Below are 26,769 nucleotides of genomic sequence, written 5' to 3' on the forward strand. Positions count from 1 at the left end.
TCAAATGACTTGACGGCTCGTAAAGATTTTTTGCAGTCGCTTACGCTCGGCAAAAAATCCGAGCCTACCGCGGAATACGCGCCTTCGCTTCGCTCTCCATGGCGCGCATCGATAGCTTGTTAGTATCTCATGATTGAATTTGAGTAGTAACTACACACCCGACTCTACTTCGAAGCATCAGTTGCGAGGAAATTTACTGCTTGTCATTCCGAACAATGCCGAGACTCTCAAGTATGCAGCACTCTGCTGTAGTCACGAGATCCTTCCCTCATACCACAACCCCTTACTTTATGGTAAGGGGTTGTTCAAATTTTAACATTTTGCATGCTCAGCGTGTTTAATTTTTTCTTAAGCTTCTTATGCTAGTATCGTTCATCGATTAGGATTTTCTCGTTACGGATGATAAATATTTAATAACTTATTGTCTGGAGAGGGAAAATGAATCTCAAAAAAATATTACCGCTCACTCTCGCTGCTTGCACACTAACCCCTATTTTTACGAATGCTTACGCTGATGGATGGCCAGTTTATGCACCTAATGGCTTCTATGTTGTGGGTGAAGCTGGTTTGGGTTATGTGACTAATAATAAACTGAAAAACTTATCTTCAGTATCATCAGATGGCGTAATTTATGCTAGACCAAACCAAAAAATGTCGGGTGTTTTCACTCAACATTTGGCTGTCGGCGATTATTTAATCAATCCAGATTCAATCACGGCAGTAGGCTTTGAGCTTGGTTTTACTAACTTCAGCAAAGTAAAATCCAGTGTTGCCACTTCCCTCAACGGTGTTAACACAACCGGCACGCAAGAAACAACTGCTTGGTCTGCAACATTAGAAAGCATTGCGAGCTTTAATATCATTGGTAACAGTGTGGCGTTATTCGGAAAACTGGGTTTGGGTTACGCCAACATCAAACGTAGTCTTGCGCTCACAGACAAAACTCCAATCACTGCCGACAAACAAAATAACTCAAGCGTTGGTATTGCGGGGGGGCTTGGCCTGCGGTTCGCCCTTACCCAAAACATTGCGCTTCGTTTGGAAACTGATGGCTTTACCGACGGGGGCCACGCTAATTATGTAGCTGGACTCGCTGGCGTTGAGTTTGATTTTTAGAAGCATCTGATGGGAAAAGAATTTCAATTGTGACATAGTGATTGGGGTTACTGTTTTACGGGCGTAAGTACCATCGCGATACGTCAGCCATTGAAATTCATTTAAACTACTGTATTTTCATGCCAGTCCTTTTGTTCTAAACTAAACGCATGGAATATCAAGATTACTATAAAATGCTCGGCGTCTCTCGCGATGCCACACCAGAAGAAATTAAAAAAAGTTATCGTCGCTTGGCGCGCAAATATCATCCCGATGTCAGCGAAGAAAAAGATGCTGAAGAAAAATTCAAACAAGTTAAAGAAGCTTATGAGGTTTTAAAAGATCCCGAAAAGCGTAAAGCCTATGATCAAATGGGCGCCAACTGGAAGCAAGGCCAAGGTTTCCAACCCCCACCCGGTTGGGAATTTCATCAGCGTGGCGATGGTGCAGAATATCAAGAATTTTCTCAAGGTGATTTTAGCGACTTCTTTGAATCGTTATTCGGTGGATTTGCACGCGGCGGTGGTGCTCGACACGCACGCGGTGCTCAATTCAAACAACGCGGCCAAGATCAACACACAAAAATCATTATTACGCTGGAAGAAGCTTTTAACGGCTCAACTCGAGTATTAAATTTACAAGAACCGCAATTGGATCCCCGCACCGGACAAGTCACTTATAAAACACGCACCTTGAAAATCAAAATACCAGCCGGTGTGACCCAAGGCCAACAAATTCGTTTGGCGGGGCAAGGGTCTCCTGGAATGGGTGGCGGTCCAAATGGTGATTTATATTTAGAAATCGACTTACAAACACACTCACTTTATACCGTGCAAGGCAAAGATATTTATTTAAACTTGCCTGTAACACCCTGGGAGGCAGCACTCGGTGCAAAAATTGAAGTACCTACTCTAGCTGGACCTGTCGAGTTAAAAATTCCTCCTGGATCACAAACGGGAAAGAAAATGCGTTTAAAAGGTCGCGGCCTGCCCGGCAAAACTGCTGGCGATCAATACGTGTCATTAAAGATTTATATTCCTGAACCCCAAAATGACCAACAAAAACAACTCTACGAACAAATGGCTAAAGAAATGCAATTTGATCCACGGCAAGAATTGTTTGCGAGGAAGTAAATGAAAGTAACGGTTATAAAAGGAGTAATTATAGAACGCTCAAAGCCATTGAGCTTCGAAGAATTATGCCAAGCTGTTGGGTTGCGTGATGATTTAGTCATCGAGATGGTTGAGCAACATTTAATTCATCCATCGGGACACTCCCCCGAAGACTGGCAATTCGATGACACCGATCTTAAGCGCGCTAAAGTCGCTGCCAATTTTTATCGTGATCTCGAAATTAATTTAGAAGGCATCGCGTTGGCCCTAGATTTGCTAGAAAAAATCGAAGACCTACAAACTCGCATTCGTATACTCGAAAAATTTGAAGAAATGTAAATACTCAGTAACGCCACACCCGGCTGCATTTTGGAGTGTCCGTTGTGAAGGAGCTTACTGCTCGTCATTTTGAGCAACGCGAGAAATTTCAAAACTGCAGTACTTGCTGCGCTCACGAGACTCCTCGCTTCGCTCGGAGTGACATTGTTTGGGATGATGCGTGATTTTTTCCATCCCTGGTAACGGTTTGGATCCCGGATAATTTTGCATATCCTGATGCAAAATTTCCGGGATGACGAGGTTGTGTTGAGTCATCCATTATCGAACAGCATTTCAATTGCGGCAAAGAGAAAGGGTCCGTGTTTTAGGGCGACGGACTCTTTCTCGTACTGGCAAGCAATTGAAATTCAAGACTATGTGCCCTCGGGATACGGAGCGCCATTTGCGGGTGATTTCCCGTGAAAAACGAGCAACGCCGGAAATCTCAAATTAAATCACACAACATGCGTCGAAAAATAAAGCGAATAACTGACAAAACTATAGCGCCCCCCAATATAACTGCGAGAGCTCCAAAATTTCGAATATCTAACACCATAACCACCGCCAACCCCGCTGCGGGTGGATGCTCTGATTTTAGTAAAACCATTAATAAAAATGCAATGCCGACGGAAAATGCAGCGGCAACCTCGAAAACATGTAGATAGACTAACCCCCCTGCATGGCAACTCGATATACCCTGACACACTAAATTAGCAAAAAAACGCATGGCCTCACCACAAAACATAGCAATGATATAAGCGCCGATGACTTTTTGTGGTTTAGCCACAACAGACTTGGGTGCACAAAAAACGATATAAGAGCTTGACGCTAAGGTGCTCGCACCAGCGGCCCAGATAATTTGCGAAGTGGCGACATGATCGAGGGTAAATAAGACCAGCCACATAAAGACAAGAGCAGCACACGCTTGAATCAGTAAATGCAGTACATACCTATGATTTGGACTTTGGATAAATAAAATCCCTTGCCAGTTAGGACAATAATCAAAAAATGTGAGTTTCTAAATCTTAAGTGTAGAACTCTCGACTTGATCTGACAGTTGAGATTTATCGGACATATTTTCTGTCCGATAGATCGGATTCTAATTACTCCTCTACCAGTTGCGTGTCGTGATTACTGTGCGCCTTATTCAATTCATCTGCCGACACGCTTGGAATAGTTTTACATAGTTTATCTAATTCTTTTTCTTGTGCCAAATGCTTTGCATCAAGAAAAGTTTGCATGGGTGTTTTTCCATAACAACGCTCGCCGGAATGGGGCCTGACCTCATTATATGTTTTGATCCACGCATCAACGTCTTGTTGTAATTCTTCTAGGGAACGATATATTTTTTTTCGAAAAGCAACATCATAAAATTCTTGTTTAATCGTTTTATGAAAACGTTCACAAATACCATTGGTCTGCGGAGAACGTGCGCGTGTTTTCGAATGGTCAATGTCTTCAACTGCTAAATAAAGTTGATAGGCGTGGTTCTCAATTTTTCCACAATATTCCGTCCCGCGATCCGTGAGCATACGCAGCAATCGGATACCTTGCTCATTAAACCATGGCAATACACGTTCATTTAATAAATGAGCTGCCGTCATCGCTGTTTTCTCCGTGTATAACTTCGCAAAAGCGATTCTGCTATAGGTATCGACAAAAGTCTGCTCATAAATACGGCCAACGCCCTTCATCGTGCCAACATAATACGTATCCTGAGAACCTAAATAACCTGGGTGTTCTGTTTCAATCTCGCCGTGCGCTTCTTTTTCTCGTTTTGATTTTTCTAATGCTTGTCATTGTTCTTCCGTTAATAACATACCGTCTTGCGCCGATTTCGCTTCAAGCGCTTTTAGTCGCTTCTTAAAAGTCTCTAGATCATTACGTAGCCACACCGAACGAACTCCGCTGCTCGATACGATAATGCCTCGCGCCAGTAATTCATTGGCCGCACGTGCCTGACCTAACGCTGGGTTTTCAATAGCCAAAGCAATTACCGCTTCTTCTACATGTAACGGCACTCTATTTTTTTCATTCGGTTTCTTCTTACTCATATCATGGAGTGCTTCTTCGCCACCATTTTCATAAAGTGTTTTGAAACGGTAAAAACTGTCGCGTGAATAACCCATAACCTTGCAGGCTTGTGAAACATTTCCCAATTGTTTAGACAGCTCTAGTAAACCTAATTTGGGTTTGATAATCTTTTCGGATACACTGGTCATAATGACACTCCTCGTGTTGGTTGTTTAAGGTTGGTCAATTAAATTTTACTCTAACTGATCAGGAGTGTCAGATCAAGTCTGAAGGTTTACATCTTAAGCTGTTTTTTGCAGCAATTCGTAGAATTTCTCAGGTGTAAAATTTATTTTATCCAACCATGATTTTACTATCCCAATCAAATCCTCTATTTTTTCAGGGTCTGAGTTTTGCGTCTTTTCTTCAGTCCTCTGAATCGTTTTAATTTTTGAGTTGCTATTTTTGAAAATAGCAGGATGTCGCGTGCGTTTCCCCTGCGTATCACCTTTGGTTCTGCCTTGCGGATTACCGCGTGGTTTGCAGAGATTAGCAGGCGTGCCAACGGTATCAAGCACCGTAGAAAAACCCCGTTGCGTTTGTGAAGGGGTCGCAGTTATTGATGGTTTTTCGTTATCCACTTGGAAGCTCGGCAAATACCGCTCCCATTTTTTCGGTAAAATCGGGGCAAGATTCCTCGCTAGATAAAGTTGCGTATACGCTAATGCTGTCATCCGCCACCAATCTTCTTCGTGCTTAACATCCGGTGTTTGGTATCGGTCAAATAACAGTTTGTCTTTACCAAAACGAAAGTAGTGTTCAATGTCATAGCGTCTATCGTAATAGTGATACGCTTCTAATGCTGTGATTTCATTACGTCGTTCACCAGCGAGTCCTAACCAGAGTGGATTTTTATATAAAGATTTACCGTTAGCATCAACCGCAACCAATTGCACAACAGTAACAGGATGCTCATATCCTTTAAATTGCTTTGAACCACGCAGTAATTGGTCACGCCATATTTTAATCTCCAATTGGTAAGTTTTGCCACTGCGGGTTGTAATGGGTTGCTGCACAATCTCATCGGATTCACGGTGAGTCGTGCTGTCGTTTAGTTTCATCGCATCACCATAGCGTTTTATACTTCCTGAGGTATTATCTTCTATTGATGCGGGCGCGAAAACATTACGGGTACTGTTAAAACGGAAAAGATGTACCCAATTGGGATTTTCGCTAACCAGTTTACGGCAAGCTTCTGTACCATATTTTGAATCAGCCACGCTAACCACCAATTTATGAGTAAGCGCTAAGTCTGCAATACAACGGTTAATTTGCTGCATCCCAACTACATTGCCTTTTTCATCGCTTTTAACGCGCCTCGTATCCAGTGGAACTAACCAATGCTTTTCTTGAGCTGCACCATCATTGGGCAATAGTGATACCGTTGAATATTCATGTCCAATGGTAATCGGTTTGTTACCCGGTGCTGGATTAGGGCTGTAAACCACATGGCGATCTTCAACACAGTGTGCACTTTGACGCGACTGTGGTGTCGTATCCGCAATAATGATCACACGGTCATCGCTATGACTCACATGTTCATATTGTATTTTCATCATGCTATCCCAACAATTTGCTACCGACAAACCATCGCTAATCGCATCGGTAATACTACTGTATTCACGTTCAAAGTATGGCGATTCACATAATTCTATGGGTGTTTTGCAGCGATGGCCATGGCTTGAAAGGGCATCGAGTAAATTCATATTGGCATCGCGTCGCGCGGGGAAGATGTTGTAGAGGGAAGTGTGTCGCGATGCTCGTGATAGATTATTGGCATCCCTGTCAATAATCGACTCGCAATACGCGACAACCTAAATAGCCGCAGACGTCCCCGTCGACAGCGCTCCGCGACCTCGCGGCCGACTGCGCACTGTCTCCAGATGACTCGACGCCGCCTACAGATTTTTGCCACTCGCTACGCTGCCTACGGAACTCCGTTCCTTCGGCACTCCGCTCTGTCAAAAATCGGCGGCTGCCGCGGAATACTCGCCATCGGCTTCGCCTCTCCATGGCTCGCATCGAATGTACGGAATTGTTTTAGTTTTTCTGTCGCTAACATCGTTTGTTCCTTATTTTATTTTTTCGAACAAACGTTGTTTACAACGTAAAATTTTTTTTCGGTTTCTATGTCAAGCAATTTTTAATTATTTTTATAAATTTATCCAAAGTCCAATTTTAGGTGCACATCAAACCACATTAAACACAATATTAGAATGGTATTATTTATAGAAAAAAAAGATACCGTGTTTTTTTTGAGATAAAAAAATATACAAATAATCACAAAACATTTCATCGATTTCAATTGCTTACTTATCGTGATTGAAAGCTATTTAACTAGCTAAAAATAGATTCCTAGAGATGCCCTGAAGGTAAAAATCCCGATCTTATTTTCACCGCTCTCTGAGCTAGGCTCATTGACTCTCGAACAACATCATAAGTACTGACATTGAAAATAACATACGCGATGCGACCATGAAACGTCTCGGGATGATCTATTCGTTGATTAGGAGGCACAATTTGCTTTTGCTCATACATACCGGGCAGTGTACGGACTTCATCCAAGCCTTCAATGCTTTCATAAGACGCTTCGTTTATTGAAAAATAGCAAATTCCCGCGTATCCATTAATTTTTAGGGTCAAATTAATAGGGGTATTAAGGTGAGACTGAACCATCACTTCGGCAAGATCAATACCCTTCGCTAATTTTATTAAATCGCAAATGTGATCCCCAGGTAACCTTCCAGCAATCTCAATAAGCACAGGACCTTCACTGTCCATAATCAATTCAAGATGAAACACGCCTATGCACAATTTCAATTCAGTTAGAACGCGCTGAACAAAATCGATGATCCGTATCCTATCTTTATTTTTTAGGTTAGCCTCTACGATATGCCCCATTTCTACAAAATGAGGCTCAGGGCCTAAAAATTTTTCTGTAATAGAAATCACGGTAACTCCAGCATCGGATATACAGCCCTCAACGCTGTATTCCTTTCCGCGAATATATTCCTCTAGCAAAGCCACGCTACCAACACCGCGCTCCATTTCAGCGATATCACTGACTGTCATTTCTTGATAGGCTTCTTCCAGCTCAATCCTATTATTGACCAGTTTGACGCCAAGACTTCCTGCCATTGCCACAGGTTTGATAACGGCAGGAAAACCTACTTGTTCGGCAGCCATAATTAAATCATTTTTTGAATTTACAATAGAATATGCTGGCATTCTGACGGAAGTATTCTTAAGGCATTCGCGCATAAAATGTTTTTCACGCAATGCGTTTACCGTTTTTACCGGATTGCCTGGCAACTTTAATTGCTCTGCTACATAAGCTGCAACAACCACGTGGTATTCTGATCCCGGAATAACCGCTTTAAACAGATAGTGTTCATTTAATTCTTGCGCTTTTGTTAAAACTTGCTCGATATTATTTGTGTCTACAATAAATAATTCATCAATATAACTACGATAAGCATTGGGGATATAACGATCAGCGCTATTCGCCGAAAAAACAAATATACGACAACCAAGTCGTTTAGCGGCTGGCAGTAGATCCAGACATGAAAAACTTGGTTCGATTAACAAAATATTTGGGTTGTCTGGCTTCATGTTTTATTTTATAGCCTCACATTTTACTATTATACCAAGAAGCCATGATTTAAAAAATACTTAGATCGATTCCCGAAAAACGGTAACCCCAAGCTCGCAAGCCAAGCAATTCAAATCAATAAAGCATTTTATGATTTTAAAACAATTTCTAAAAATGCCCTTAAGGGTAATTTTCGCGCGACTCAAACCAATACTTGGAAGCATTAAAAAATAAGTATATTTTTCACTTTGAAATAAAAACAAGAAAAGATTACCATAGCATTCTAATCAATGAAATTCATCCACAAACAACGTGAGGACTAACATGATTAAAGTGAACAAAGAAATTAGAGAATCATACGTCTCGTTAAGATGCCCTGCATTTACAAATCGATAAACTACGTAATGATTTTTTAGCACAATGGAATACACAATTTCTCCTAACGTCTTTTTTTAATAGAAGATCAGAGCGTGCTTCTATGGGATACGATCACTCATGAACAATTTTTAATAGACGAGCATTGCTTTCTAGAACTGCTTAAATTAGAAAACGAAAGCGCACCTCATGACGACGATCGACTTAATGAACTGAAAAACGCAGGAGTTATCGTTCCATATCAAAATCAGTATCAGAAATGGGGTTGGGATATCTTATCTCGCTTATTTCATATTGGCACTAAAGACGCTCCTTGTGATGATTTCGATGATGACCCACGCCGTTATGCTAAAAACTATATGAATGAATGCAACGTTATTGCTCAAGACACACCCGATTTTTTTCAAGAAAAAAACACACTAATAATCGATTTGCCTACGCCAGCACTCTCTGAATTAAATGTATCTCTTTCTTCCGTCATCAAAGCAAGAAAAACTTCTCGATCGTTTAATGGCGAACCTGTCTCATTAAAACAAGTAAGTCATTTACTCTACGCTACCTTTGGTTTAATCCATGGTGAATGGGAAACTTCAAACCACTCAAATTTAAAAATTACGGGCGTAAGGAAATCCAGCCCATCGAGTGGTGGATTACATGCAGAAGAAGCTTACTTAATTGCATACAACGTCACTGGACTAGATCCCGGTATATACTACTATCGACCCCAAGATCACAAATTAAACTTAGTCAAACTAGGTAATCTTGAAAATCAGATAATACAATTGAATAAAAAACAATTTTATTCGAAAGGCATGGCTTTCGGGATTTATATTACTGTCAGGTTGGACAAATATTGGTGGAAATATAAACATTCTCGATCTTATCGAATTATGCTACTAGACGTCGGACATATTTCTCAAACATTTTTATTGGCAGCAACAGCACTCGGACTTGATACTTGGATCACGGGCGCGTTTGAAGACAGTGCCATAGAAGATCTGCTTTCCCTTGATCAAGATACAGAGAGCGTGATTTTGTATGTAGGTGCTGGGCATGGATCAGGCCAAACAATACCGGATGTATTTTATCAACAATGAAAATACAACAATCCCATCACAAGCACCGACCTATGCTTAAAAATATTATTTTTGCTAAAAAATTTTTAGGACACTCATATGAAAGGAAGGATCGTAAAGATAACGTGGCAAGATGTCAGACAGGATGTTAAATCTGTCAATCCGAGTCTTGCAAAAATCATTGACAGGCTGGCTCCTGATGACACCTTCCCTCTATACAAAGCTTCTTACCCTTTCGGAGCTACCATCGTCAATCATGGGCTCTTTTATATTCCTCTTGAAAACGGCGATCTTGTCCCAATCAATAGCTCTAATGTGGATGAGATTTTACGATCAGATTTAGAATATGCTGAAAATGGGATTCCGGTAGGCACTGTATTAAAAAATTCTTATGAAGTTTTTGTCACCACATCTCATTTTACTTTACCGATTATTACGACCATACCCGGATCAATTTTTGCTTTATGGAAGCAGCTTGACCCACACCCTACATTTCATCCAGTAAAAATTTTCAATATCACCGCTGGCGCTAGAAGTATCTTTATGTTGCCTAATATCGGTGACACTATGCTGCACAAAAATTTGAAGCGAGATTTTAATGTCTGTCAGCAACCACCTAAAAATCTAAACAATCAATGGGAAATATTCAAAACCATTGCAAAACACGAACGATCAGACTGGCAAGTTGAGTTATTATTGATTCCTGGCAAATGGATAGAAAAAGCCAAAACGGATTTGATGTGGCATGAACTCTATTTATATCTTCTTGAAAATGCCTGGGTCACCTCTGGCTATGAAAGAAACCAAATATTTTACCAATTTGCACTTTCTTGTACGCAAGCAAGTCGCAACTTAAAACCGAACCCTTACTTACTGGACACCGTACAACATCTATTGTCTGTAACCCTAGGAGCGACCCCAGGTTTTACACCCGCTATGGACAACACATTTGGACCCATTGAATTAATTCAACAGGCCTACCTATCCAGTTATGGTTTAAAAAGATATGCGCCTACAATAATGCATCCCATCCATTTTAATATTCAGGATGAAAATGCTTCCCCTGTTTATTATTCGTTGCAATTCCCGACCACAATCAGCTTTTCACCCCGATCCAGAAAGCTTTCTAGCACGTTACATGACTTACGTGAACTGAAATATATATTGGATATCTTCATCGAAGAAATCAGCGAGAAGGTATTACCATTTGATAATACAATTCTAGAGGCGATCCCTAGGCTGGTTGAATATGAATATTTCCATAGCAAACCCGATAAGCATAGTGAGATTCTTTTAACAGATGAAATGGTATCCGATGACCCTAGACTGTCTAGCACCTTATGCGAAGCCTCCTCAATGGAGTTTTCGGCCAATGGCACTTTTATCCGCGGGTGTGTGCGAATAGCTCGAACTTAATTTTGACTGGCTGCCCAAATCCACTATAATGCAAGGCTCTATTTAATTATTGAGCTACACAGATGAATATACTCGGAATTAATTCCAACGTAGGCGCCTCTATTTGCCTGGTACAAGACGGAAAAGTTGTTTTTGCCCTACAAGAAGAGCGGCTGACGCGTAAGAAAAATCAAGGCGGCTTACCGATCGAAAGCCTGAAATACATAGAAACCCATTACAACGATATAATACAATCCCTTGATTATATTGCATTATGTGACGAAGCGGGCACTGTAGTTCAATACGAAGATTTACTCAAGCGCTATCACCAACGGTTTGAAAATACTAGCGTGCTGCCAAACACACGACCGTCAATCCTTCAGCGCATTAAATCCCGTTTGACAAAACCCACAGCCAGTGAAGACGCACGAATTGCCGAAATCAAAGCAATACTTTCATCTGTTGATTTGAAAAATACGAAATTTCAACATGTTAGACATCATCTCTGTCACGCAGCCGCCGCTTACTATGGATTAGCGAAAGCCTATGAACGACCTTACTTAGTGCTCACCTTGGATGGCGGAGGCGATAAAGAATGCGCCACGATCTACCTGGGGGAAAAGGGACGTTTGCGCCAAGTTGCAAGCACACCGAGCGGTAACTCTATCGGCAATATTTATTCGTTAATCACCTATTTGCTCGGCTTAAAGCCACACGAGCATGAATACAAATTGATGGGCCTTGCCCCCTACGTTCCAAGCCAGTTTGGGAAAGCCTCCCACGACGTTATATTAAAGTATCTCTCTTTAGATGAGCATAATGGCCTCGTCTTTAAACGATCAACGCCTGAAAAAACGACATGGATTGGTACAAAATTAAGAGATGATTTGCGCTACATGCGTTTTGACTCCATTGCATCAGGTTTGCAACAAGCAACTGAAACTCTCGTTCTGCAATGGGTGAAGAATGCTATTCAATCCACCGGAATTCACGATCTTTTGCTCTCCGGCGGTGTTTTTATGAATGTTAAATTAAATCAACGCATTGCTGAGTTGGATGAAGTTAACTCCGTCAACGTCTTCCCTTCTTGTGGCGATGAATCAAATGCTTTTGGTGCTGCCTTTTATACGTATGCTCAAAACACCAACGACACAATTTCATTACCCTTGCTGCAGTCGTACGCCACCGGCCCTAACCCCAGCTTCGACCTCGAGTCTGCTAAGTCAAAATATAAAAATGAATGTCGCTTTGAGCAATTGGATAATCCCAACCAAACCATCGCTGACCTACTCGCTAAAGGCGAAATTGTCGCGCGTTGTGCTGGCCCTATGGAGTTTGGTGCAAGAGCGCTTGGCAATCGCTCATTGCTAGCTGATCCCAAAAATCCTGAGGTCATCGACAAGATCAATTTCATGATCAAACAACGCGATTTCTGGATGCCATTTGCGCCCGCCATTCTTGCAGAAGATGTGGGGGAATATTTGCGTATACCCAACGCTCTACGTCAGGGCTCCCCCTATATGATGTTTTCTTTTGAAACCACAGAACGCCATCATGACATGTTGGCTGCGATACACCGAGCCGATAAAACTGCTCGTGCTCAAATCGTGAACCGTGAGCTCTATCCTGATTTTCATGATATTTTAACTCACTTTAAGGCATTGACCGGTCGCTCTGTTGTGCTCAATACATCGTTCAACTTACATGGACATCCCATTGTCACAGGAACGGAAGAAGCTATTCATGTGTTACTCAATTCAAACCTGGAATACTTGATTATTGAAGACACTTTGATTACAAAACAACAGCAGCAAAAATGACTATTTTTTTAATGCCTGCAATGCCTCTTCTGCAGCACGAACCCCTGTTTCGTAGGCGCCATGAACTGTAGCATAAAATTCACGATGCGTTGCTTCACCTACAAAAAATAAGCAGTTGTTGACTGGTTCTGCCAATAAATCAAAACAATCATCTTCAACTTTGTATGGTAAATAAGCGTAAGCCCCTTGAGAGAAAGGGCCGACTCGATTATATACAGCATGCTCTTCCAACTGTGACAATAAATTTCTAAACGGTAGCAATTGGAGTTTGAATGTCGTATCTTGCGCGAGCACATTATGTTGAATATTGTGAGCCCAGCTAGCACCGAGATCTACGGACACACCAAATTGTCTATGGGTGTGAATCCGTCCACCGATACGATTTCGAGCCTCCAGTAGTAATACATCTTTACCAACGTCCATCACTCTTTTTGCAGCCGCCAATCCGCTGACACCAGCACCGATCACAATCACGTCAGTTTGCATGGGTTTATACCTTGCTGTGGTGGAAAAAGAATTTCAATTGTGGCAAATATGGCATAGGAAATGCGATAATTCAATTGGAGGGAAACAATGACTAAAAGTAAATTCGTATGGGAGTCAAAAGTCCGCGATTATGAGTTAGATAGCCTTGGAATCGTAAACAACGCGACTTTTATCAATTATCTTGAACAATCTCGCAATGATTCCGTGCGAGCCTTAGGTATCGATTTCATCGAGTGCCATCATGCTGGTTATACGCTGGTTGTAGCTGGAATCGATATTCGCTATTTGTCTTCTTTACGGGCGAGAAATGAGTTTTATGTTACAGCCGAGTTGAGTAGTTATAACGACAAAAGAGTTTATTTCAAACAAGAAATCAGATTCAAGGAAAACGATAAGTTGGCAGCAAAGGCATTAGTGCACATTGCTTGTGTGGATCGCAAAACGGGTAAATCCTATATTCCCGATTTACTCAAAAATAAGCTGCCTGCTGACAAATATAAAAGGAGGGACACATGAAAATTCAAGGCTCTTGTCATTTTGGACTTTGGATAAATAAAATCCCTTGCCAGTTAGGACAATAATCAAAAAATGTGAGTTTCTAAATCTTAAGCTGTTTTTTGCAGCAATTCGTAGAATTGCTCAGGTGTAAAATTTATTTTATCCAACCATGATTTTACTATCCCAATCAAATCCTCTATTTTTTCAGGGTCTGAGTTTTGCGTCTTTTCTTCAGTCCTCTGAATCGTTTTAATTTTTGAGTTGCTATTTTTGAAAATAGCAGGATGTCGCGTGCGTTTCCCCTGCGTATCACCTTTGGTTCTGCCTTGCGGATTACCGCGTGGTTTGCAGAGATTAGCAGGCGTGCCAACGGTATCAAGCACCGTAGAAAAACCCCGTTGCGTTTGTGAAGGGGTCGCAGTTATTGATGGTTTTTCGTTATCCACTTGGAAGCTCGGCAAATACCGCTCCCATTTTTTCGGTAAAATCGGGGCAAGATTCCTCGCTAGATAAAGTTGCGTATACGCTAATGCTGTCATCCGCCACCAATCTTCTTCGTGCTTAACATCCGGTGTTTGGTATCGGTCAAATAACAGTTTGTCTTTACCAAAACGAAAGTAGTGTTCAATGTCATAGCGTCTATCGTAATAGTGATACGCTTCTAATGCTGTGATTTCATTACGTCGTTCACCAGCGAGTCCTAACCAGAGTGGATTTTTATATAAAGATTTACCGTTAGCATCAACCGCAACCAATTGCACAACAGTAACAGGATGCTCATATCCTTTAAATTGCTTTGAACCACGCAGTAATTGGTCACGCCATATTTTAATCTCCAATTGGTAAGTTTTGCCACTGCGGGTTGTAATGGGTTGCTGCACAATCTCATCGGATTCACGGTGAGTCGTGCTGTCGTTTAGTTTCATCGCATCACCATAGCGTTTTATACTTCCTGAGGTATTATCTTCTATTGATGCGGGCGCGAAAACATTACGGGTACTGTTAAAACGGAAAAGATGTACCCAATTGGGATTTTCGCTAACCAGTTTACGGCAAGCTTCTGTACCATATTTTGAATCAGCCACGCTAACCACCAATTTATGAGTAAGCGCTAAGTCTGCAATACAACGGTTAATTTGCTGCATCCCAACTACATTGCCTTTTTCATCGCTTTTAACGCGCCTCGTATCCAGTGGAACTAACCAATGCTTTTCTTGAGCTGCACCATCATTGGGCAATAGTGATACCGTTGAATATTCATGTCCAATGGTAATCGGTTTGTTACCCGGTGCTGGATTAGGGCTGTAAACCACATGGCGATCTTCAACACAGTGTGCACTTTGACGCGACTGTGGTGTCGTATCCGCAATAATGATCACACGGTCATCGCTATGACTCACATGTTCATATTGTATTTTCATCATGCTATCCCAACAATTTGCTACCGACAAACCATCGCTAATCGCATCGGTAATACTACTGTATTCACGTTCAAAGTATGGCGATTCACATAATTCTATGGGTGTTTTGCAGCGATGGCCATGGCTTGAAAGGGCATCGAGTAAATTCATATTGGCATCGCGTCGCGCGGGGAAGATGTTGTAGAGGAATGTACGGAATTGTTTTAGTTTTTCTGTCGCTAACATCGTTTGTTCCTTATTTTATTTTTTCGAACAAACGTTGTTTACAACGTAAAATTTTTTTTCGGTTTCTATGTCAAGCAATTTTTAATTATTTTTATAAATTTATCCAAAGTCCAAGTCATTGTCAGGCAGTTTCTTTTGAAGCAGAGTCTTATACACCTTATCCCTTCAATCGATGTTATTGCTCCATCTGCCGAAAAACCGGCGGTGGTGGCGGCTACGGTATTAACATCATGGCGCAAGCCGACACATTAAAGATTCATGGCAAAAAAAATATTACCGTTTACCAGGCGATGATTGAAGATGAAGACACACAAGAAATGTATAAGAGCAGTGGTCATCGACATTTTTGCAAGCGCTGTGGCAGTTGCTTATGGATTTCTGATCCCAATTGGCCTGAGTGGATTTATCCTTTCGCTTCAGCGATTGACACACCGTTACCTAAACCACCCCAAATCATTTCAAACATGATAAATTATGCTGTAGCTTGGGCACATATTCCAAGTGGGAAAAACGATTTACAGTTCGAGGAATATTCCGGTATTTCCATCGAGGACTGGCACAAAAAGTAGCTACCTTTAGTCAAGCAACCCTTTTCCATCAAAGCGATTTTGCTCAACATGCAATGTTTGAATACCAAGATCTTTGGCTACAAGGATATTGCTTTCAAGATCATCAATCAATAACGTTTCCGCAGCGCTGAGATGGTTCTCATCTAAAATATGTTGAAAAATTCTAGGGTCCGCTTTGCGAAGGCCTACCTCAAAGGAATAATATGTCTTAATCAATAGGTCTTCGAAAGTGAAGTCGTAAGTTTTCGACATCAAATTATTAATGTACTGCATATGTATTGGATTGGTGTTGCTTAACAAAAATATATTATATTTTTTGCCAAGCTGTTTAAGTAGATCGATACGGTGAGCTGGAATATCTAAAAGCATCGCATTCCAGGCGTCGAGAATGTCTTCATAAGAAGCAGCATTCGATGTTAATTTTAATAATTCGCGAATAAAATTTTCAGGCGTAATTTCCCCGACTTCTAGCTTGTCGCACAGTTGAGTTTGCTTTTCCAGCGTAAAGATTTCATGAGGGTTAGCGATGCCCAGTTTAGAAAAAGCCGCCATTGTATAGGAGGCGTCGACATTAATAATCACGCCACCTAAATCGAAAATAATATTCTTAACTTTAGCCAATTACTCTGCCTTGATGACAACTTTGACCGTTGTTTTTACATCGCTATGTAATTGAACATCAACTTCATGCTCACCAACGACACGCATCGGCCCTTCAGGCAAGTCCACTTCGCGTTTTTCAATCTCTACACCTGCTGCAGTAATTGCCTCTGCAATATCACGCGAGCTTACTGATCCAAACAGCTTACCTTCTTCGCCCGCATTGGCCGTGATCGTCACTGATAGTGCTGCAAGTTTTTCAGCACGCTTTTGAGCTTTTGCTAATGATTCAGCAGCTGCTTTTTCTAATTCTGCACGATGCTTTTCAAACTCGGCAATAGCTTCCGGTGTTGCCGGCACAGCTTTACCATAAGGAATCAAATAATTACGCCCGTAACCCGGTTTAACTATTACCTGATCCCCAATGTTACCTAGGTTTGTTACTTTCTCTTGTAATATCACTCTCATAATAATGCCCTCATTCATTATCCGTTTTATGCCAGTTGACGTTGTTGCTTGCGGAAATTAGCCCAGCTATCAATCAAACCCACCAACGCCAACAATGCAATTACTATAAAATTCAAAATGACTAATGCGATGTACATCGTAGCAACCAAGAAAATCATTTCCTTACGGTTAGCCGTTATACGATGGACGATGCTTAGTCCAGCCACCATAAATGGCAACAACAAGACTGGATATAAATCGATCAGCCAAGACGGTTGCCAGCAAATACCAACTGTTGCGGCAATTAAAATAACAGCTGCAATGCGATCGACACGAATTGTAATAAATTCTTGTCGAAAACTGCCCGGTAAAAAAATTACCGACTGCCACCACCTTGCCAATAACAATTGAACAAAAATACCAAAAAACAACAAAAACGCCGCGCTACCAGTTGCAAACGGCACCACGTGATTGATAAAACTCGCTGTCTTTTCCGGTGTAAGTTGCAAAAGACCTGACAATGCAAATTCTTTATAATAATGCGTTAACGCAGTCGTCCAAATTTGTTTAATATCAGGCACGAATAAATGCACTATTATGACTGCAACGACACCCACTACGGCCATTATTTCCAACACAAGTGTCCATGAATTCCAACGACGCAATATCAAAGCAAATATCCACACTAAAATACAACGCGCCAACAAAATATCAAATAAACCATATTCAAACTGACGCAACACCAGCAGACTGATTGCTGGTAATGCTACGAAAGCTAATACAAATAATCCGGCTTTTGATCCTTTGCTTATGGTTACTAGACCCACGATAATCGCTGCAATAAAACCACCCGGTAGCGCAATCAACGGCAATAACGTGCATAAAAACGCCACAATAGCGGCGCGCATATTATTTGCCAGTAAATATTCGCCCAGTTTCTTCATTACTTATGTGTATCGCAGTAAGGAATGAGTGCCAAATAACGCGCCAATTTAATCGCTGATGACAGTTGACGTTGATATTTTGCATTGGTTCCTGTGATTCGACTCGGAACGATTCGACCCGATTCCATGATGTAATCTTTCAATGTGTCAAGATCTTTATAATCGATTGCTTCAATGCCTTTTGCAGTAAACGCACAGAATTTTTTTCTTCGAAAATAAGCTGCCATTCTTAAATACCTCGTTATTATATAGGGTTAACTGTCTTGAGCCACTTCACTCGTTTCAGGTGTTTGCGCTTTTTCTTTGCGCTGCGGTTTGCCTTTGTCTGCACCTTTCATCATTGGTGAAGGTTTTGTAACGGCATGATTGCGCTTTAATATTAAGTTGCGTAACACTGCATCGTTATAACGAAAGGCGTTTTCAAGCTCATCAATAACAGCCTTATCGCATTCTATATTCATCAATACATAATGTGCTTTATGAACTTTATTAATAGAATATGCTAATTGACGTCGACCCCAATCTTCCAAACGGTGGATCTTACCCCCACCTTGGCTAATCGTGGATTCATAACGCTCAATCATGGAAGGAACCTGGCCACTTTGGTCAGGATGCACAAGAAATACGATCTCATAATGTCGCATAAAAGCCCCTATCGGTTTAGCAGCCCCCCCAGCATTTTGTCTGGTGGAGCAAGGAGTTAAAAGTAGGCTATTCTAGCCAATCTGAGGACAGAAGGCAAATAACTGAGCCCATAAATAAGCACACCGAGTTATTGGCTATTCTATTGATTTAATAGAGAAAACTAGACTAGCGCCTTAATTTGATCTAAAGTTAATCCCGTGATTTCTGCTATTAATGCATACTCAATATTTTGCTGTAGCATATGCTGAGCAATGACTTGTTTCCCTTTTTCAAATCCAGCCCTTTCACCACTTTCAAATCCAACCTTTTCGCCTCGCGCAAAACCTTTTTGCTCTAATCTTTCAGCTAATGTCATGACTTCATCTCCTAATTTGGAAGATAATTCACTTTGAATTAGTGTAACAGCTTTCTCTAAATCTTCAATATCGCCCTGAAATAAATAAGTAAGCGTATTACTTAAGTATTCTTGACCACCAGCCTTTTCTAATTTTTTAAGCGTAGGCAGAAAATCTTTCAAGAAACTCATAAAATCTCGCGTCCCAATATTTTTCTGCACTAAACCCATAACACCCATCCACTGCATTGCTTTTAATTCATCATCTGACACTTCAGTAAGATCAATTAACGTAAATGGTTCCAAAAACATTTGTTTAGCCAAATACTTTTGTTCTCCAAATAAATCGAACAAATTTGTTGAATAGAAATAGGGTTTACTACCATTATAAAATACGATGGGCACAATTACCGGCAAACAAAAACTGCTCTTTCCTTTAAGATGCAAATCTATAATGCGAAGCTGATATCGTAATAACCGATAAGACATGGATTTATCCGGTTTACGTTGATGCTCAACAAGAATATACAAATACCCACTTCTCTCACGAAAATTCACGGTATACAACATGTCTGCCATGGATGCTTGCAAACTTTCATCGATAAAACTGCTTTTCTGCAGCTTTAGTGACTTTAGATCTACTATTTCAAGAACGGACTTAGGCAAGTAATGTTCAAAAAACTCCATAGCAACACGTTTATCCGACATCACTTTACGAAAATAATGATCGTGAGGATTGTGAATTTTGACTACCAAAAATAACCCTCCATATCCAGGAAATATAGCGACAGAATGATTACTATTGTCTTAATTCACTATCAACTCAATACCGGGATTGGCAATAACTAGACTTGAGGGCAGCCCTTGAAATTGTTTTTAGAAGCATAAACGCCTGAAAACACAGACCCCTTCTCTTTGCTGCAATGGAAATCAATAAAATGTTTTACGGTTTTAAACGATTTCTAGAGCCGCCCATAAGCAACACGGAAAATTCATGCTATGATTAATAATAAATACTGCTTATTTCCGCTTTGAGGAAAGAGGAATCTAACCCTATGATTTTAACTGAAGATACCGGCATTGGTGATTATCACATCCGAGCCTACGAACCTGGTGCGGTCACAGTAAATGATACCGTCTATAATAAGAGTGTGATCGTCAGCCCTTATGCGCTCATTGTGGATTGGACGCCCCAGTCATTGGATGAACTGCAAGACGAACACCTTAAACCCATCTTAGAAATAAAGCCTGAGATCGTCCTGTTGGGTACTGGTGTTATATTCAAAATGCCGCCACCCAAACAAATTGCGTCGTTGTATCAACGAAAATTAGGTGTAGAATGCATGGACACTGGAGCAGCCTGCCGCACTTATGCAGCATTAATGTCCGAAGGACGAAAGGTAGTCGCAGCACTTTTAATTAAATAACGGGAAACCGACATGAAAAAACTCACTGTCGTAGCAGCACAAATTGACTTACTTGTCGGTGATATCGAAGGCAACGCTGATCGCATTATCGAGTCTGCTAAAAAAGCCTATCACGATAGCAAAGCAGATTTAATCATGTTTCCTGAATTGGCCATCACAAGTTACCCGCCAGAAGATTTATTATTACGACCTGGCCTATACAGACGCGTTCACAATGCCCTTAAAAAAATTGCCGAAAATGTAAAACACGGCACACTTATCGTTGGTTATCCTGACCAAATAGAAGGAAAACGCTATAATAAAGCAGCCATCATTCAAAATGGTGAAGTTATCACAAGCTATGCCAAACAAGAATTACCCAATTACACTGTATTTGATGAAAAACGTTACTTTGAGGCAGGACATGAGCCGTGTGTGATTAAAATAAAAGGGGTCAATGTCGGCATCATTATTTGTGAAGATTTGTGGCATGACGAACCCATTCATCAATCCATACAAGCAGGCGCAGAAATTATCGCTTGCATCAATGCATCTCCCTTTGCACAAGATAAAGCTCATGCGCGTCGTGATTTACTCACCCTGCAAGCCACAAAAACAAACGTTCCCATTATTTACCTGAATTTAATCGGCGGGCAAGATGAGTTAGTGTTCGACGGTGGATCAATGGTCTTCGATCAACATGGCAAGCTAGCACAACAAGCACCCTATTTCGAAGAAAATTTAATGACGATCGAATTTGATTTGGAACACAATTTCGATATTTTAACAAAACATGCCTCTCCAGCCGAACCACTCGATGAAGAAAAAATTTATAAAATTTTAGTATTAGGCGTGCGCGATTACATTCAAAAAAATGGCTTTCCCGGCGCTATTATTGGGTTATCCGGCGGTGTTGACTCAGCACTCACTTTAGCTATCGCAGTAGATGCAATCGGCGCTGATAACGTATCCGTATTATTAATGCCTTCTCGCCATACCTCAGAGATAAGCATGGAAGATGCCATTGCTGAAGCCGATACACTCAAGGTGCATTATTCCATTATAGAAATAGAACCTGTTTTTGAGGCTTTTTTAAATTCACTGGCAGCCGAATTTTCAGGGTTGCCCAAAGATGTCACCGAAGAAAATTTACAAGCACGCATCCGGGGCATACTGTTGATGTCCGTCTCCAATAAAAAAGGCGCTATCGTGTTAACGACTGGGAATAAAAGTGAAATTGCCGTGGGCTACACGACCTTATACGGCGATATGGCAGGTGGCTTTGGTGTATTAAAAGATGTTTATAAAACGATGGTCTATCGTCTTTGTAAATATCGAAACACGCTCTCGCCCGTTATTCCCGACCGCGTCTTAGAGAAACCCCCATCTGCAGAGTTAGCCGAAAATCAAAAAGATCAAGACACATTACCACCCTATCATATTTTGGATGAAATATTAGAACGCTATATTGCAAAAGATGAAGATCCCTACACGATCGCTGATGCTGGCTTCGATCTAAAAGTCGTTAAAAAAGTCATTAAAATGGTTAATCGGAATGAATACAAACGCCGTCAAGCTCCCGTCGGCATTCGCATTACGCAACGTGCTTTTGGCAAAGACCGCCGCTATCCTATTACTTCGGGCTTTACAAAAGATTACTAAGGACGCCTCCCGAAAAACAGTAACTTCAAGTTCGCGACCCAAGCAATTGAAGAAGACTCGCTCGCAATGCTGCTTCAAAATGCTCATCCATTTGGACATGAACAGGCAAACACCAATAGCGATCATTCGCAAACGACCGACATTTCACAGCATCTTTTGCCGTCATGATAATCGTCGCATCATCGCCAAAATTAAAATCAGCGGGACGATACGAATAATGATCGGGAAACTCATGCGGAACAACATTAAATCCCATCGTTTTTAATTGCTTAAAAAATCGTTGCGGATGCCCAATAGCCGCAACAGCATGCACAGTATTATTATTCAACGACGCAATATTTAAAGATAGCTTCGGATTTTTAATATTATAAATAACGCCAGGATGAAAACGCATTGTGTATTCGTTGTCACTACCTTTTCCATTGGCAATAATAAAATCCACCGACTTTAACCGTTTAATGGGTTCGCGCAAGGGCCCAGCCGGCAAACAAAAACCATTACCAAATCGGCGAGCGCCATCGATTACTGCAATTTCGATATCACGACCCAACGCATAATGCTGCAAACCGTCATCGCTAATAATGACATCGCAATCATAATTATTTAATAATTTATTGACGGCTGCAACGCGATTAGGATCGACCACCATTGGGCAATGCGCATGTTGTGCAAGTAACACAGCCTCATCACCTACTAACTGTGGATCACTATTTTCCGTCACAGTTTGCGGCCATGTCACTGCTTTTCCACCATAACCACGGCTCACAATACCCGGCTTAAAACCTTGCAAACGCAACCAATCTGCAAGCCACGACACTAATGGAGTTTTTCCCGTCCCACCCAGAGTGATGTTACCCACTACAATGATCGGCACAGGAAAACGAAACACTTTTTTTAACCCACAGCGATATAAAAAACGTCGCACTGAGATAATAATTCGATAAAGCCAGGATAGCGGACTAAGGCAATAACCGAAAAAACTTTTTTCACAATACCATTGCTGATTCAACCAACGCATTACTGAGTTACCTTATTCTCAACCAACTGCTCACTAAATTGCATGCGATGTAATTCTGCGTAAGCACCTCCATGTGCTAATAATGTTGCATGCGTTCCTAATTCAACAATTTTGCCTTTTTCCATGACGATAATTGAGTCAGCATTTTCAATGGTCGATAACCGATGGGCAATCACTAAGGTTGTGCGTTGTTGCATTAAATTCTCAAGCGCTGATTGAATATGACGCTCCGCATGCGTATCCAACGATGATGTAGCTTCATCTAAAATTAATATCGGCGCATTTTTAAAAAGTGCTCGTGCAATGGCAATACGTTGCCGCTGACCGCCCGAAAGCAACACACCATCCTCGCCCACCACGGTGTTCATACCATCAGGCATTTGATTAATAAATTCCATTGCATGTGCCGCCTCTGCTGCAGCAAGCACAGCTTTTGGATCAGCATCGGCTTGCGCATAAGCAATATTGCGCGCAATGGTATCGTTAAATAAGGCGGTGTGTTGAGACACCAACGCAAATTGATTACGCAAATCCTGCAAGCGGCAATCCTGAATATTAATGCCATCAATCGCAATATCACCCGTGCTTATTTCATAAAATCGGGGTAATAAATTAATTAAGGTCGTTTTACCACTACCAGAACGCCCCACAATGGCAATCGTTTTGCCGGGTTCTACCGTAAAACTAACATCACTTAAAATAGTGCGTTGTGATCGCTCATAGTTAAAACTGACATGACGATATTCAATTTTTCCTTTAACACGGGTTAATGGCATCGTGCCCTTATCTTTTTCAACATCTTCGTCCAACAAATCAAAAATGCTCTCTGCTCCGGCAATACCTTTTTGAATATAACTATTCATCAGTGTTAATCGGCGCATCGGACTTAACAACATAATCATTGCAGAGGCAACTGCTGCAAAACTGCCCGCTGAAACACCCAACGATGGTTGTGTTGCAAAAAATAAAACGACGGCAATCGGCACAGCAATCAACAACTGGACTAAAGAAGTACCAATACTGTTTGTCACGATAACTTTTAATTCACGCTGACGATTGGATTTTGTCGCTTGATGGAATTTCTGATTTTCATAGTCTTGACCCCCATACAACCGTATGACTTTGTAAGCATCGATTCCCTCCTTAGCAACGTGGGTCACCTCACCCATAGATTTTTGCACGTTACTGCTGAGACGCCTCAATCGCACACTAACCTTCTTCACCACCCAAGCAATAATCGGCGAAATAATTAAAAATAACAGCGCCAATTGCCAACTTACCACAAACATAACGCCAATTAATCCAATCACCAAAGAGCCTTGGCGCAATACAGTAACCAGTGCATCAGAACTTGCTTCCGCCACTTGCTCCACATTATAGATAATCGTTGACAGCAAATGACCTGAATTATGTCGATCGTAAAAACGGGCAGGTAATTTTAATAAATGACAAAAGATCGCACGGCGAAAATCCATAACAACATAGCGCGCAACATGATAAATAAAATAGTTTGACGAGAAACCTACCACTCCTCGAAACACAAAAACAATTAAAACGATCGGTGGCAACCAACGGATAAAATGTGTATTGCGACTGATAAAACCCTTATCGATAATCGGTTTGACCAACCAGGCAAAACCTGCATCGATTAATGACAAAACTAAAGTAGCCAAGATTCCCAATAAAAAAATAGGCCAATATTTTAGAGTAGCGCTGAGCAAGCGCTTATACGTGTCTATGCCTTTTCGGCCTAATGTTGTCATGCAAGATTCCCGTTTCATTCATCGTTGAGACATGGATTTTACCATACGGATCGATATGCACCATGATGGCGCCATCCCGTCCCGAGGTAAACATCCGAGCACCAACGGCGCTATATCTCGCCACCACCCGCTGGCTCGGAAAATTATAACGGTTATAGTAACCAACAGGAAATAATACCACTTCTGGCCTGACAGCCCTCACAAAACCGGCTGTCGACGAGGTGATACTGCCATGGTGTGGTGCTACAACAACATCGGCACGCAGCCCGTAACCTTGCTGCAACAGCCAGCGTTCCCGCGGTTTCTCGATGTCGCCCGTCAGTAAAATAGCGCCCTTCTGACTCGAAATCTTCAGCACACAGGAGCTGTTATTGTCCTCGTAGGCCTCACCCGGCGGCGGTGATAAGACTTGAAAGGTAACCCCATCCCAACGCCACTGCTGCCCAGCCTGACAATGCGCTGCTCGTGCAGCAAACCTCCAAGGGACACTCGTCAGCACCCGATCCACGTGAATCCGAGCCAAAACAGCCTTTGCGCCACCAATATGATCATTATCGCCGTGACTGATCATCATCACGTTAATGTGATTGATATGGCGAGTTTCCAGATAAGGCACAACGACACTCTGCCCTCCATCGAACCCACCATAAGAACGTGGTCCCGCATCATAGAGCAACACATGATGTGCGGTTTGCACGAGCGCCGATAACCCCTGCCCGACATCCAACAGCGTCAGCCAAATCGCATTTGGCGGTGGGGTTGGCATCTTCCAGAAAAATAGCGGCAATGCCCAAACAACGCCTAACCAACGACCTGGCCAACCGGATGGCGCCAACAATAATAAAGACGACACCATAAAGGGAATGAATAACCATGCCGGCGAAATGGCATAATGCCAAACGGCATGTGGCCAGCTTGCCAACCATTCCAGCCACCACCACAACGGTGTTAATAGCTGAGCCCCAAACCAAAATAAACTATGCGCCAAATACACAGAGAAAATACTTACTATCGTCGCTAAAAAACACAGTGGCACAATCACCATGCCCACCCACGGAATAGCAATGGTATTCGCAATCAACGCCACCAAAGAAACTTGTTGAAAAAAATACAGCGTCAGCGCGAGCAAGCCAATAAAAATAATAAACTGTAAACGCACCGTTGCCTTTAAACCACGCACCGTTCTTACTCGCCCCCCCATACCGTATCCAATCCAACTCACCGCACCAAAGCTTAACCAAAAACTCGCTGACCATAAGGCGAATGGGTGCCACAGCACAATAATAAAAAAAGCAAGTAATAAACGTCGCCACACTGGTACCGATTGAAAAAAGAGCGACCCTAGCATCAACGCCGCAATCATAATCACAGCACGCTGCGTAGGCAGTGAAAATCCTGCTAACAATCCGTAAATAATCGCTGCCATCAACGATATAATTGCAGCCGCTCGCGGTGCTGGTATTCGCAATAAAAGCCTTGGAAAGCAGCGCCATAAAAAGCTCGCCACATAATAAATTATCCCTGCAATTAATCCGACGTGTAATCCCGAAATTGCCATTAAATGACTCGTACCGGTATTCTGAAACACGCGCCATTGCGAAGCGCTCATCAAACTTCTTGAGCCTGTCGTCAACGTATTTAGTATGGCTGCTCAAGCGTGTCGCGATGCGCGTGATAGATTATTGCCATCCCTGTCAATAATCGACTCGCAATACGCGACAACTTAAATAGCCGCGGACGTCCTCGTCGCCCGCGCTCCGCGACCTCACGGCTCGACTACGCACGGGCTCTCAAATGACTTGACGGCTCGTAAAGATTTTTTGCAGTCGCTTACGCTCGGCAAAAAATCCGAGCCTACCGCGGAATACGCGCCTTCGCTTCGCTCTCCATGGCGC

26 protein-coding genes and 1 pseudogene are annotated in these 26,769 nt (G+C 41.9%); 10 read left to right on the top strand and 17 right to left on the bottom strand.

The features are described 5' to 3' along the window. Window positions 1–438 precede the first annotated feature (438 nt). The 3 genes from ACJMKR_RS07030 (at window position 439) to ACJMKR_RS07040 (ending at window position 2,546) form a co-directional block, all read left to right on the top strand. Complete coding sequence (locus ACJMKR_RS07030) at window positions 439–1,116, top strand: outer membrane protein (RefSeq protein WP_423062452.1); 678 nt, start codon at window positions 439–441, stop codon at window positions 1,114–1,116. 149 nt (window positions 1,117–1,265) lie between these two features. After that, on the top strand, window positions 1,266–2,228 hold the full coding sequence (locus ACJMKR_RS07035; RefSeq protein WP_423062453.1) for a DnaJ C-terminal domain-containing protein: 963 nt from the start codon (window positions 1,266–1,268) through the stop codon (window positions 2,226–2,228). Continuing rightward, window positions 2,229–2,546 carry a chaperone modulator CbpM gene (locus tag ACJMKR_RS07040; RefSeq protein ID WP_423062454.1) on the top strand — a complete coding sequence of 106 codons (318 nt, stop codon included), beginning with the start codon at window positions 2,229–2,231 and terminating at the stop codon, window positions 2,544–2,546. Window positions 2,547–2,600: 54 nt separating this feature from the next. On the opposite strand, the gene ACJMKR_RS07045 is transcribed toward ACJMKR_RS07040, so the two are convergent. The 6 genes and pseudogenes from ACJMKR_RS07045 to ACJMKR_RS07070 form a co-directional block, all read right to left on the bottom strand. After that, window positions 2,601–2,801 carry a hypothetical protein gene (locus ACJMKR_RS07045; protein ID WP_423062455.1) on the bottom strand — a complete coding sequence of 67 codons (201 nt, stop codon included), beginning with the start codon at window positions 2,799–2,801 and terminating at the stop codon, window positions 2,601–2,603. 169 nt (window positions 2,802–2,970) lie between these two features. Then, window positions 2,971–3,429 carry an HPP family protein gene (locus ACJMKR_RS07050; RefSeq protein ID WP_423062456.1) on the bottom strand — a complete coding sequence of 153 codons (459 nt, stop codon included), beginning with the start codon at window positions 3,427–3,429 and terminating at the stop codon, window positions 2,971–2,973. A gap of 199 nt (window positions 3,430–3,628) precedes the next feature. Further along, window positions 3,629–4,747: pseudogene (locus tag ACJMKR_RS07055) on the bottom strand (IS481 family transposase). A 93-nt stretch (window positions 4,748–4,840) separates the two neighbouring features. Next, entirely contained in the window at window positions 4,841–6,304 is a 1,464-nt protein-coding gene (locus tag ACJMKR_RS07060; protein ID WP_423062457.1) for a transposase, read from the bottom strand. Between the two features lie 221 nt (window positions 6,305–6,525). Beyond that, complete coding sequence (locus tag ACJMKR_RS07065; protein ID WP_423062458.1) at window positions 6,526–6,660, bottom strand: hypothetical protein; 135 nt, start codon at window positions 6,658–6,660, stop codon at window positions 6,526–6,528. 293 nt (window positions 6,661–6,953) lie between these two features. Continuing rightward, window positions 6,954–8,210, bottom strand: coding sequence for an ATP-grasp domain-containing protein (locus tag ACJMKR_RS07070; RefSeq protein ID WP_423062459.1), 1,257 nt, complete (start codon window positions 8,208–8,210; stop codon window positions 6,954–6,956). A 450-nt stretch (window positions 8,211–8,660) separates the two neighbouring features. Between ACJMKR_RS07070 and ACJMKR_RS07075 the strand changes: the two genes are divergently transcribed. The 3 genes from ACJMKR_RS07075 (at window position 8,661) to ACJMKR_RS07085 (ending at window position 12,856) form a co-directional block, all read left to right on the top strand. Beyond that, on the top strand, window positions 8,661–9,662 hold the full coding sequence (locus ACJMKR_RS07075) for a SagB/ThcOx family dehydrogenase (protein ID WP_423062460.1): 1,002 nt from the start codon (window positions 8,661–8,663) through the stop codon (window positions 9,660–9,662). A gap of 78 nt (window positions 9,663–9,740) precedes the next feature. Then, window positions 9,741–11,057 (top strand): hypothetical protein, encoded by a 1,317-nt coding sequence (locus ACJMKR_RS07080; RefSeq protein WP_423062461.1) that lies wholly within the window; start codon window positions 9,741–9,743, stop codon window positions 11,055–11,057. A gap of 62 nt (window positions 11,058–11,119) precedes the next feature. Beyond that, window positions 11,120–12,856, top strand: a complete 1,737-nt coding sequence (locus ACJMKR_RS07085; RefSeq protein ID WP_423062462.1) for a carbamoyltransferase C-terminal domain-containing protein — start codon at window positions 11,120–11,122, stop codon at window positions 12,854–12,856. Here the strand turns inward: ACJMKR_RS07085 and ACJMKR_RS07090 are convergent, their stop codons facing one another. Then, window positions 12,857–13,342: an FAD-dependent oxidoreductase gene (locus ACJMKR_RS07090; RefSeq protein WP_423062463.1), complete on the bottom strand. Its 486-nt coding sequence runs from the start codon at window positions 13,340–13,342 to the stop codon at window positions 12,857–12,859. Window positions 13,343–13,429: 87 nt separating this feature from the next. Between ACJMKR_RS07090 and ACJMKR_RS07095 the strand changes: the two genes are divergently transcribed. Continuing rightward, window positions 13,430–13,858: an acyl-CoA thioesterase gene (locus tag ACJMKR_RS07095; protein WP_423062464.1), complete on the top strand. Its 429-nt coding sequence runs from the start codon at window positions 13,430–13,432 to the stop codon at window positions 13,856–13,858. Window positions 13,859–13,947: 89 nt separating this feature from the next. On the opposite strand, the gene ACJMKR_RS07100 is transcribed toward ACJMKR_RS07095, so the two are convergent. After that, window positions 13,948–15,486, bottom strand: a complete 1,539-nt coding sequence (locus tag ACJMKR_RS07100; protein ID WP_423062352.1) for a transposase — start codon at window positions 15,484–15,486, stop codon at window positions 13,948–13,950. A gap of 230 nt (window positions 15,487–15,716) precedes the next feature. Here ACJMKR_RS07100 and ACJMKR_RS07105 point away from each other — a divergent pair, with 230 nt between their 5' ends. Beyond that, window positions 15,717–16,055 carry a GFA family protein gene (locus ACJMKR_RS07105; RefSeq protein ID WP_423062465.1) on the top strand — a complete coding sequence of 113 codons (339 nt, stop codon included), beginning with the start codon at window positions 15,717–15,719 and terminating at the stop codon, window positions 16,053–16,055. Between the two features lie 6 nt (window positions 16,056–16,061). Here the strand turns inward: ACJMKR_RS07105 and ACJMKR_RS07110 are convergent, their stop codons facing one another. The 6 genes from ACJMKR_RS07110 to ACJMKR_RS07135 form a co-directional block, all read right to left on the bottom strand. Continuing rightward, on the bottom strand, window positions 16,062–16,676 hold the full coding sequence (locus tag ACJMKR_RS07110) for an HAD family hydrolase (RefSeq protein ID WP_423062466.1): 615 nt from the start codon (window positions 16,674–16,676) through the stop codon (window positions 16,062–16,064). After that, window positions 16,677–17,123, bottom strand: coding sequence for a 50S ribosomal protein L9 (gene rplI / locus ACJMKR_RS07115; RefSeq protein WP_423064211.1), 447 nt, complete (start codon window positions 17,121–17,123; stop codon window positions 16,677–16,679). Between the two features lie 26 nt (window positions 17,124–17,149). Then, window positions 17,150–18,046, bottom strand: coding sequence for a hypothetical protein (locus ACJMKR_RS07120; RefSeq protein ID WP_423062467.1), 897 nt, complete (start codon window positions 18,044–18,046; stop codon window positions 17,150–17,152). After that, window positions 18,046–18,273, bottom strand: a complete 228-nt coding sequence (gene rpsR, locus ACJMKR_RS07125) for a 30S ribosomal protein S18 (protein WP_423062468.1) — start codon at window positions 18,271–18,273, stop codon at window positions 18,046–18,048. Before rpsR ends, ACJMKR_RS07120 begins: the two co-directional genes overlap by 1 nt. Window positions 18,274–18,300: 27 nt before the next feature. Then, window positions 18,301–18,690 (bottom strand): 30S ribosomal protein S6, encoded by a 390-nt coding sequence (rpsF, locus tag ACJMKR_RS07130; RefSeq protein WP_423062469.1) that lies wholly within the window; start codon window positions 18,688–18,690, stop codon window positions 18,301–18,303. Window positions 18,691–18,851: 161 nt separating this feature from the next. After that, on the bottom strand, window positions 18,852–19,781 hold the full coding sequence (locus tag ACJMKR_RS07135) for an Rpn family recombination-promoting nuclease/putative transposase (RefSeq protein ID WP_423062470.1): 930 nt from the start codon (window positions 19,779–19,781) through the stop codon (window positions 18,852–18,854). Between the two features lie 299 nt (window positions 19,782–20,080). On the opposite strand from ACJMKR_RS07135, the gene ACJMKR_RS07140 reads away from it, so the two are divergent. Together ACJMKR_RS07140 and ACJMKR_RS07145 are read left to right on the top strand one after the other, a co-directional pair. Beyond that, a complete protein-coding gene (locus tag ACJMKR_RS07140; protein ID WP_423062471.1) occupies window positions 20,081–20,452 on the top strand; it encodes an Mth938-like domain-containing protein in 372 nt (123 codons plus the stop codon). A gap of 12 nt (window positions 20,453–20,464) precedes the next feature. Further along, window positions 20,465–22,093 carry an NAD+ synthase gene (locus tag ACJMKR_RS07145; RefSeq protein ID WP_423062472.1) on the top strand — a complete coding sequence of 543 codons (1,629 nt, stop codon included), beginning with the start codon at window positions 20,465–20,467 and terminating at the stop codon, window positions 22,091–22,093. 25 nt (window positions 22,094–22,118) lie between these two features. On the opposite strand, the gene lpxK is transcribed toward ACJMKR_RS07145, so the two are convergent. The 3 genes from lpxK to ACJMKR_RS07160 are packed head-to-tail and all read right to left on the bottom strand — an operon-like array spanning window position 22,119 to window position 26,483. Further along, window positions 22,119–23,111 (bottom strand): tetraacyldisaccharide 4'-kinase, encoded by a 993-nt coding sequence (lpxK, locus tag ACJMKR_RS07150; protein WP_423062473.1) that lies wholly within the window; start codon window positions 23,109–23,111, stop codon window positions 22,119–22,121. Beyond that, on the bottom strand, window positions 23,111–24,874 hold the full coding sequence (gene msbA / locus ACJMKR_RS07155; protein ID WP_423062474.1) for a lipid A export permease/ATP-binding protein MsbA: 1,764 nt from the start codon (window positions 24,872–24,874) through the stop codon (window positions 23,111–23,113). The genes lpxK and msbA overlap by 1 nt, the downstream gene beginning before the upstream one ends. Continuing rightward, window positions 24,837–26,483 (bottom strand): DNA internalization-related competence protein ComEC/Rec2, encoded by a 1,647-nt coding sequence (locus tag ACJMKR_RS07160; protein ID WP_423062475.1) that lies wholly within the window; start codon window positions 26,481–26,483, stop codon window positions 24,837–24,839. The genes msbA and ACJMKR_RS07160 overlap by 38 nt, the downstream gene beginning before the upstream one ends. Window positions 26,484–26,769: the final 286 nt, after the last annotated feature.

Source organism: Candidiatus Paracoxiella cheracis (genome assembly GCF_049348705.1).
GTDB lineage: Bacteria > Pseudomonadota > Gammaproteobacteria > Coxiellales > Coxiellaceae > Paracoxiella > Paracoxiella cheracis.

Bases quoted from the DNA above. Each gene is read 5' to 3' on its own strand.
- ACJMKR_RS07030 (WP_423062452.1), top strand. From the start codon at position 439: ATGAATCTCAAAAAAATATTACCGCTCACTCTCGCTGCTTGCACACTA.
- ACJMKR_RS07035 (WP_423062453.1), top strand. From the start codon at position 1,266: ATGGAATATCAAGATTACTATAAAATGCTCGGCGTCTCTCGCGATGCC.
- ACJMKR_RS07040 (WP_423062454.1), top strand. From the start codon at position 2,229: ATGAAAGTAACGGTTATAAAAGGAGTAATTATAGAACGCTCAAAGCCA.
- ACJMKR_RS07045 (WP_423062455.1), bottom strand. From the start codon at position 2,801: ATGACTCAACACAACCTCGTCATCCCGGAAATTTTGCATCAGGATATG.
- ACJMKR_RS07050 (WP_423062456.1), bottom strand. From the start codon at position 3,429: ATGTGGCTGGTCTTATTTACCCTCGATCATGTCGCCACTTCGCAAATT.
- ACJMKR_RS07060 (WP_423062457.1), bottom strand. From the start codon at position 6,304: ATGAATTTACTCGATGCCCTTTCAAGCCATGGCCATCGCTGCAAAACA.
- ACJMKR_RS07065 (WP_423062458.1), bottom strand. From the start codon at position 6,660: ATGTTAGCGACAGAAAAACTAAAACAATTCCGTACATTCGATGCGAGC.
- ACJMKR_RS07070 (WP_423062459.1), bottom strand. From the start codon at position 8,210: ATGAAGCCAGACAACCCAAATATTTTGTTAATCGAACCAAGTTTTTCA.
- ACJMKR_RS07080 (WP_423062461.1), top strand. From the start codon at position 9,741: ATGAAAGGAAGGATCGTAAAGATAACGTGGCAAGATGTCAGACAGGAT.
- ACJMKR_RS07085 (WP_423062462.1), top strand. From the start codon at position 11,120: ATGAATATACTCGGAATTAATTCCAACGTAGGCGCCTCTATTTGCCTG.
- ACJMKR_RS07090 (WP_423062463.1), bottom strand. From the start codon at position 13,342: ATGCAAACTGACGTGATTGTGATCGGTGCTGGTGTCAGCGGATTGGCG.
- ACJMKR_RS07095 (WP_423062464.1), top strand. From the start codon at position 13,430: ATGACTAAAAGTAAATTCGTATGGGAGTCAAAAGTCCGCGATTATGAG.
- ACJMKR_RS07100 (WP_423062352.1), bottom strand. From the start codon at position 15,486: ATGTTAGCGACAGAAAAACTAAAACAATTCCGTACATTCCTCTACAAC.
- ACJMKR_RS07105 (WP_423062465.1), top strand. From the start codon at position 15,717: ATGGCGCAAGCCGACACATTAAAGATTCATGGCAAAAAAAATATTACC.
- rplI (WP_423064211.1), bottom strand. From the start codon at position 17,123: ATGAGAGTGATATTACAAGAGAAAGTAACAAACCTAGGTAACATTGGG.
- ACJMKR_RS07120 (WP_423062467.1), bottom strand. From the start codon at position 18,046: ATGAAGAAACTGGGCGAATATTTACTGGCAAATAATATGCGCGCCGCT.
- rpsR (WP_423062468.1), bottom strand. From the start codon at position 18,273: ATGGCAGCTTATTTTCGAAGAAAAAAATTCTGTGCGTTTACTGCAAAA.
- rpsF (WP_423062469.1), bottom strand. From the start codon at position 18,690: ATGCGACATTATGAGATCGTATTTCTTGTGCATCCTGACCAAAGTGGC.
- ACJMKR_RS07140 (WP_423062471.1), top strand. From the start codon at position 20,081: ATGATTTTAACTGAAGATACCGGCATTGGTGATTATCACATCCGAGCC.
- ACJMKR_RS07145 (WP_423062472.1), top strand. From the start codon at position 20,465: ATGAAAAAACTCACTGTCGTAGCAGCACAAATTGACTTACTTGTCGGT.
- lpxK (WP_423062473.1), bottom strand. From the start codon at position 23,111: ATGCGTTGGTTGAATCAGCAATGGTATTGTGAAAAAAGTTTTTTCGGT.
- msbA (WP_423062474.1), bottom strand. From the start codon at position 24,874: ATGACAACATTAGGCCGAAAAGGCATAGACACGTATAAGCGCTTGCTC.
- ACJMKR_RS07160 (WP_423062475.1), bottom strand. From the start codon at position 26,483: ATGAGCGCTTCGCAATGGCGCGTGTTTCAGAATACCGGTACGAGTCAT.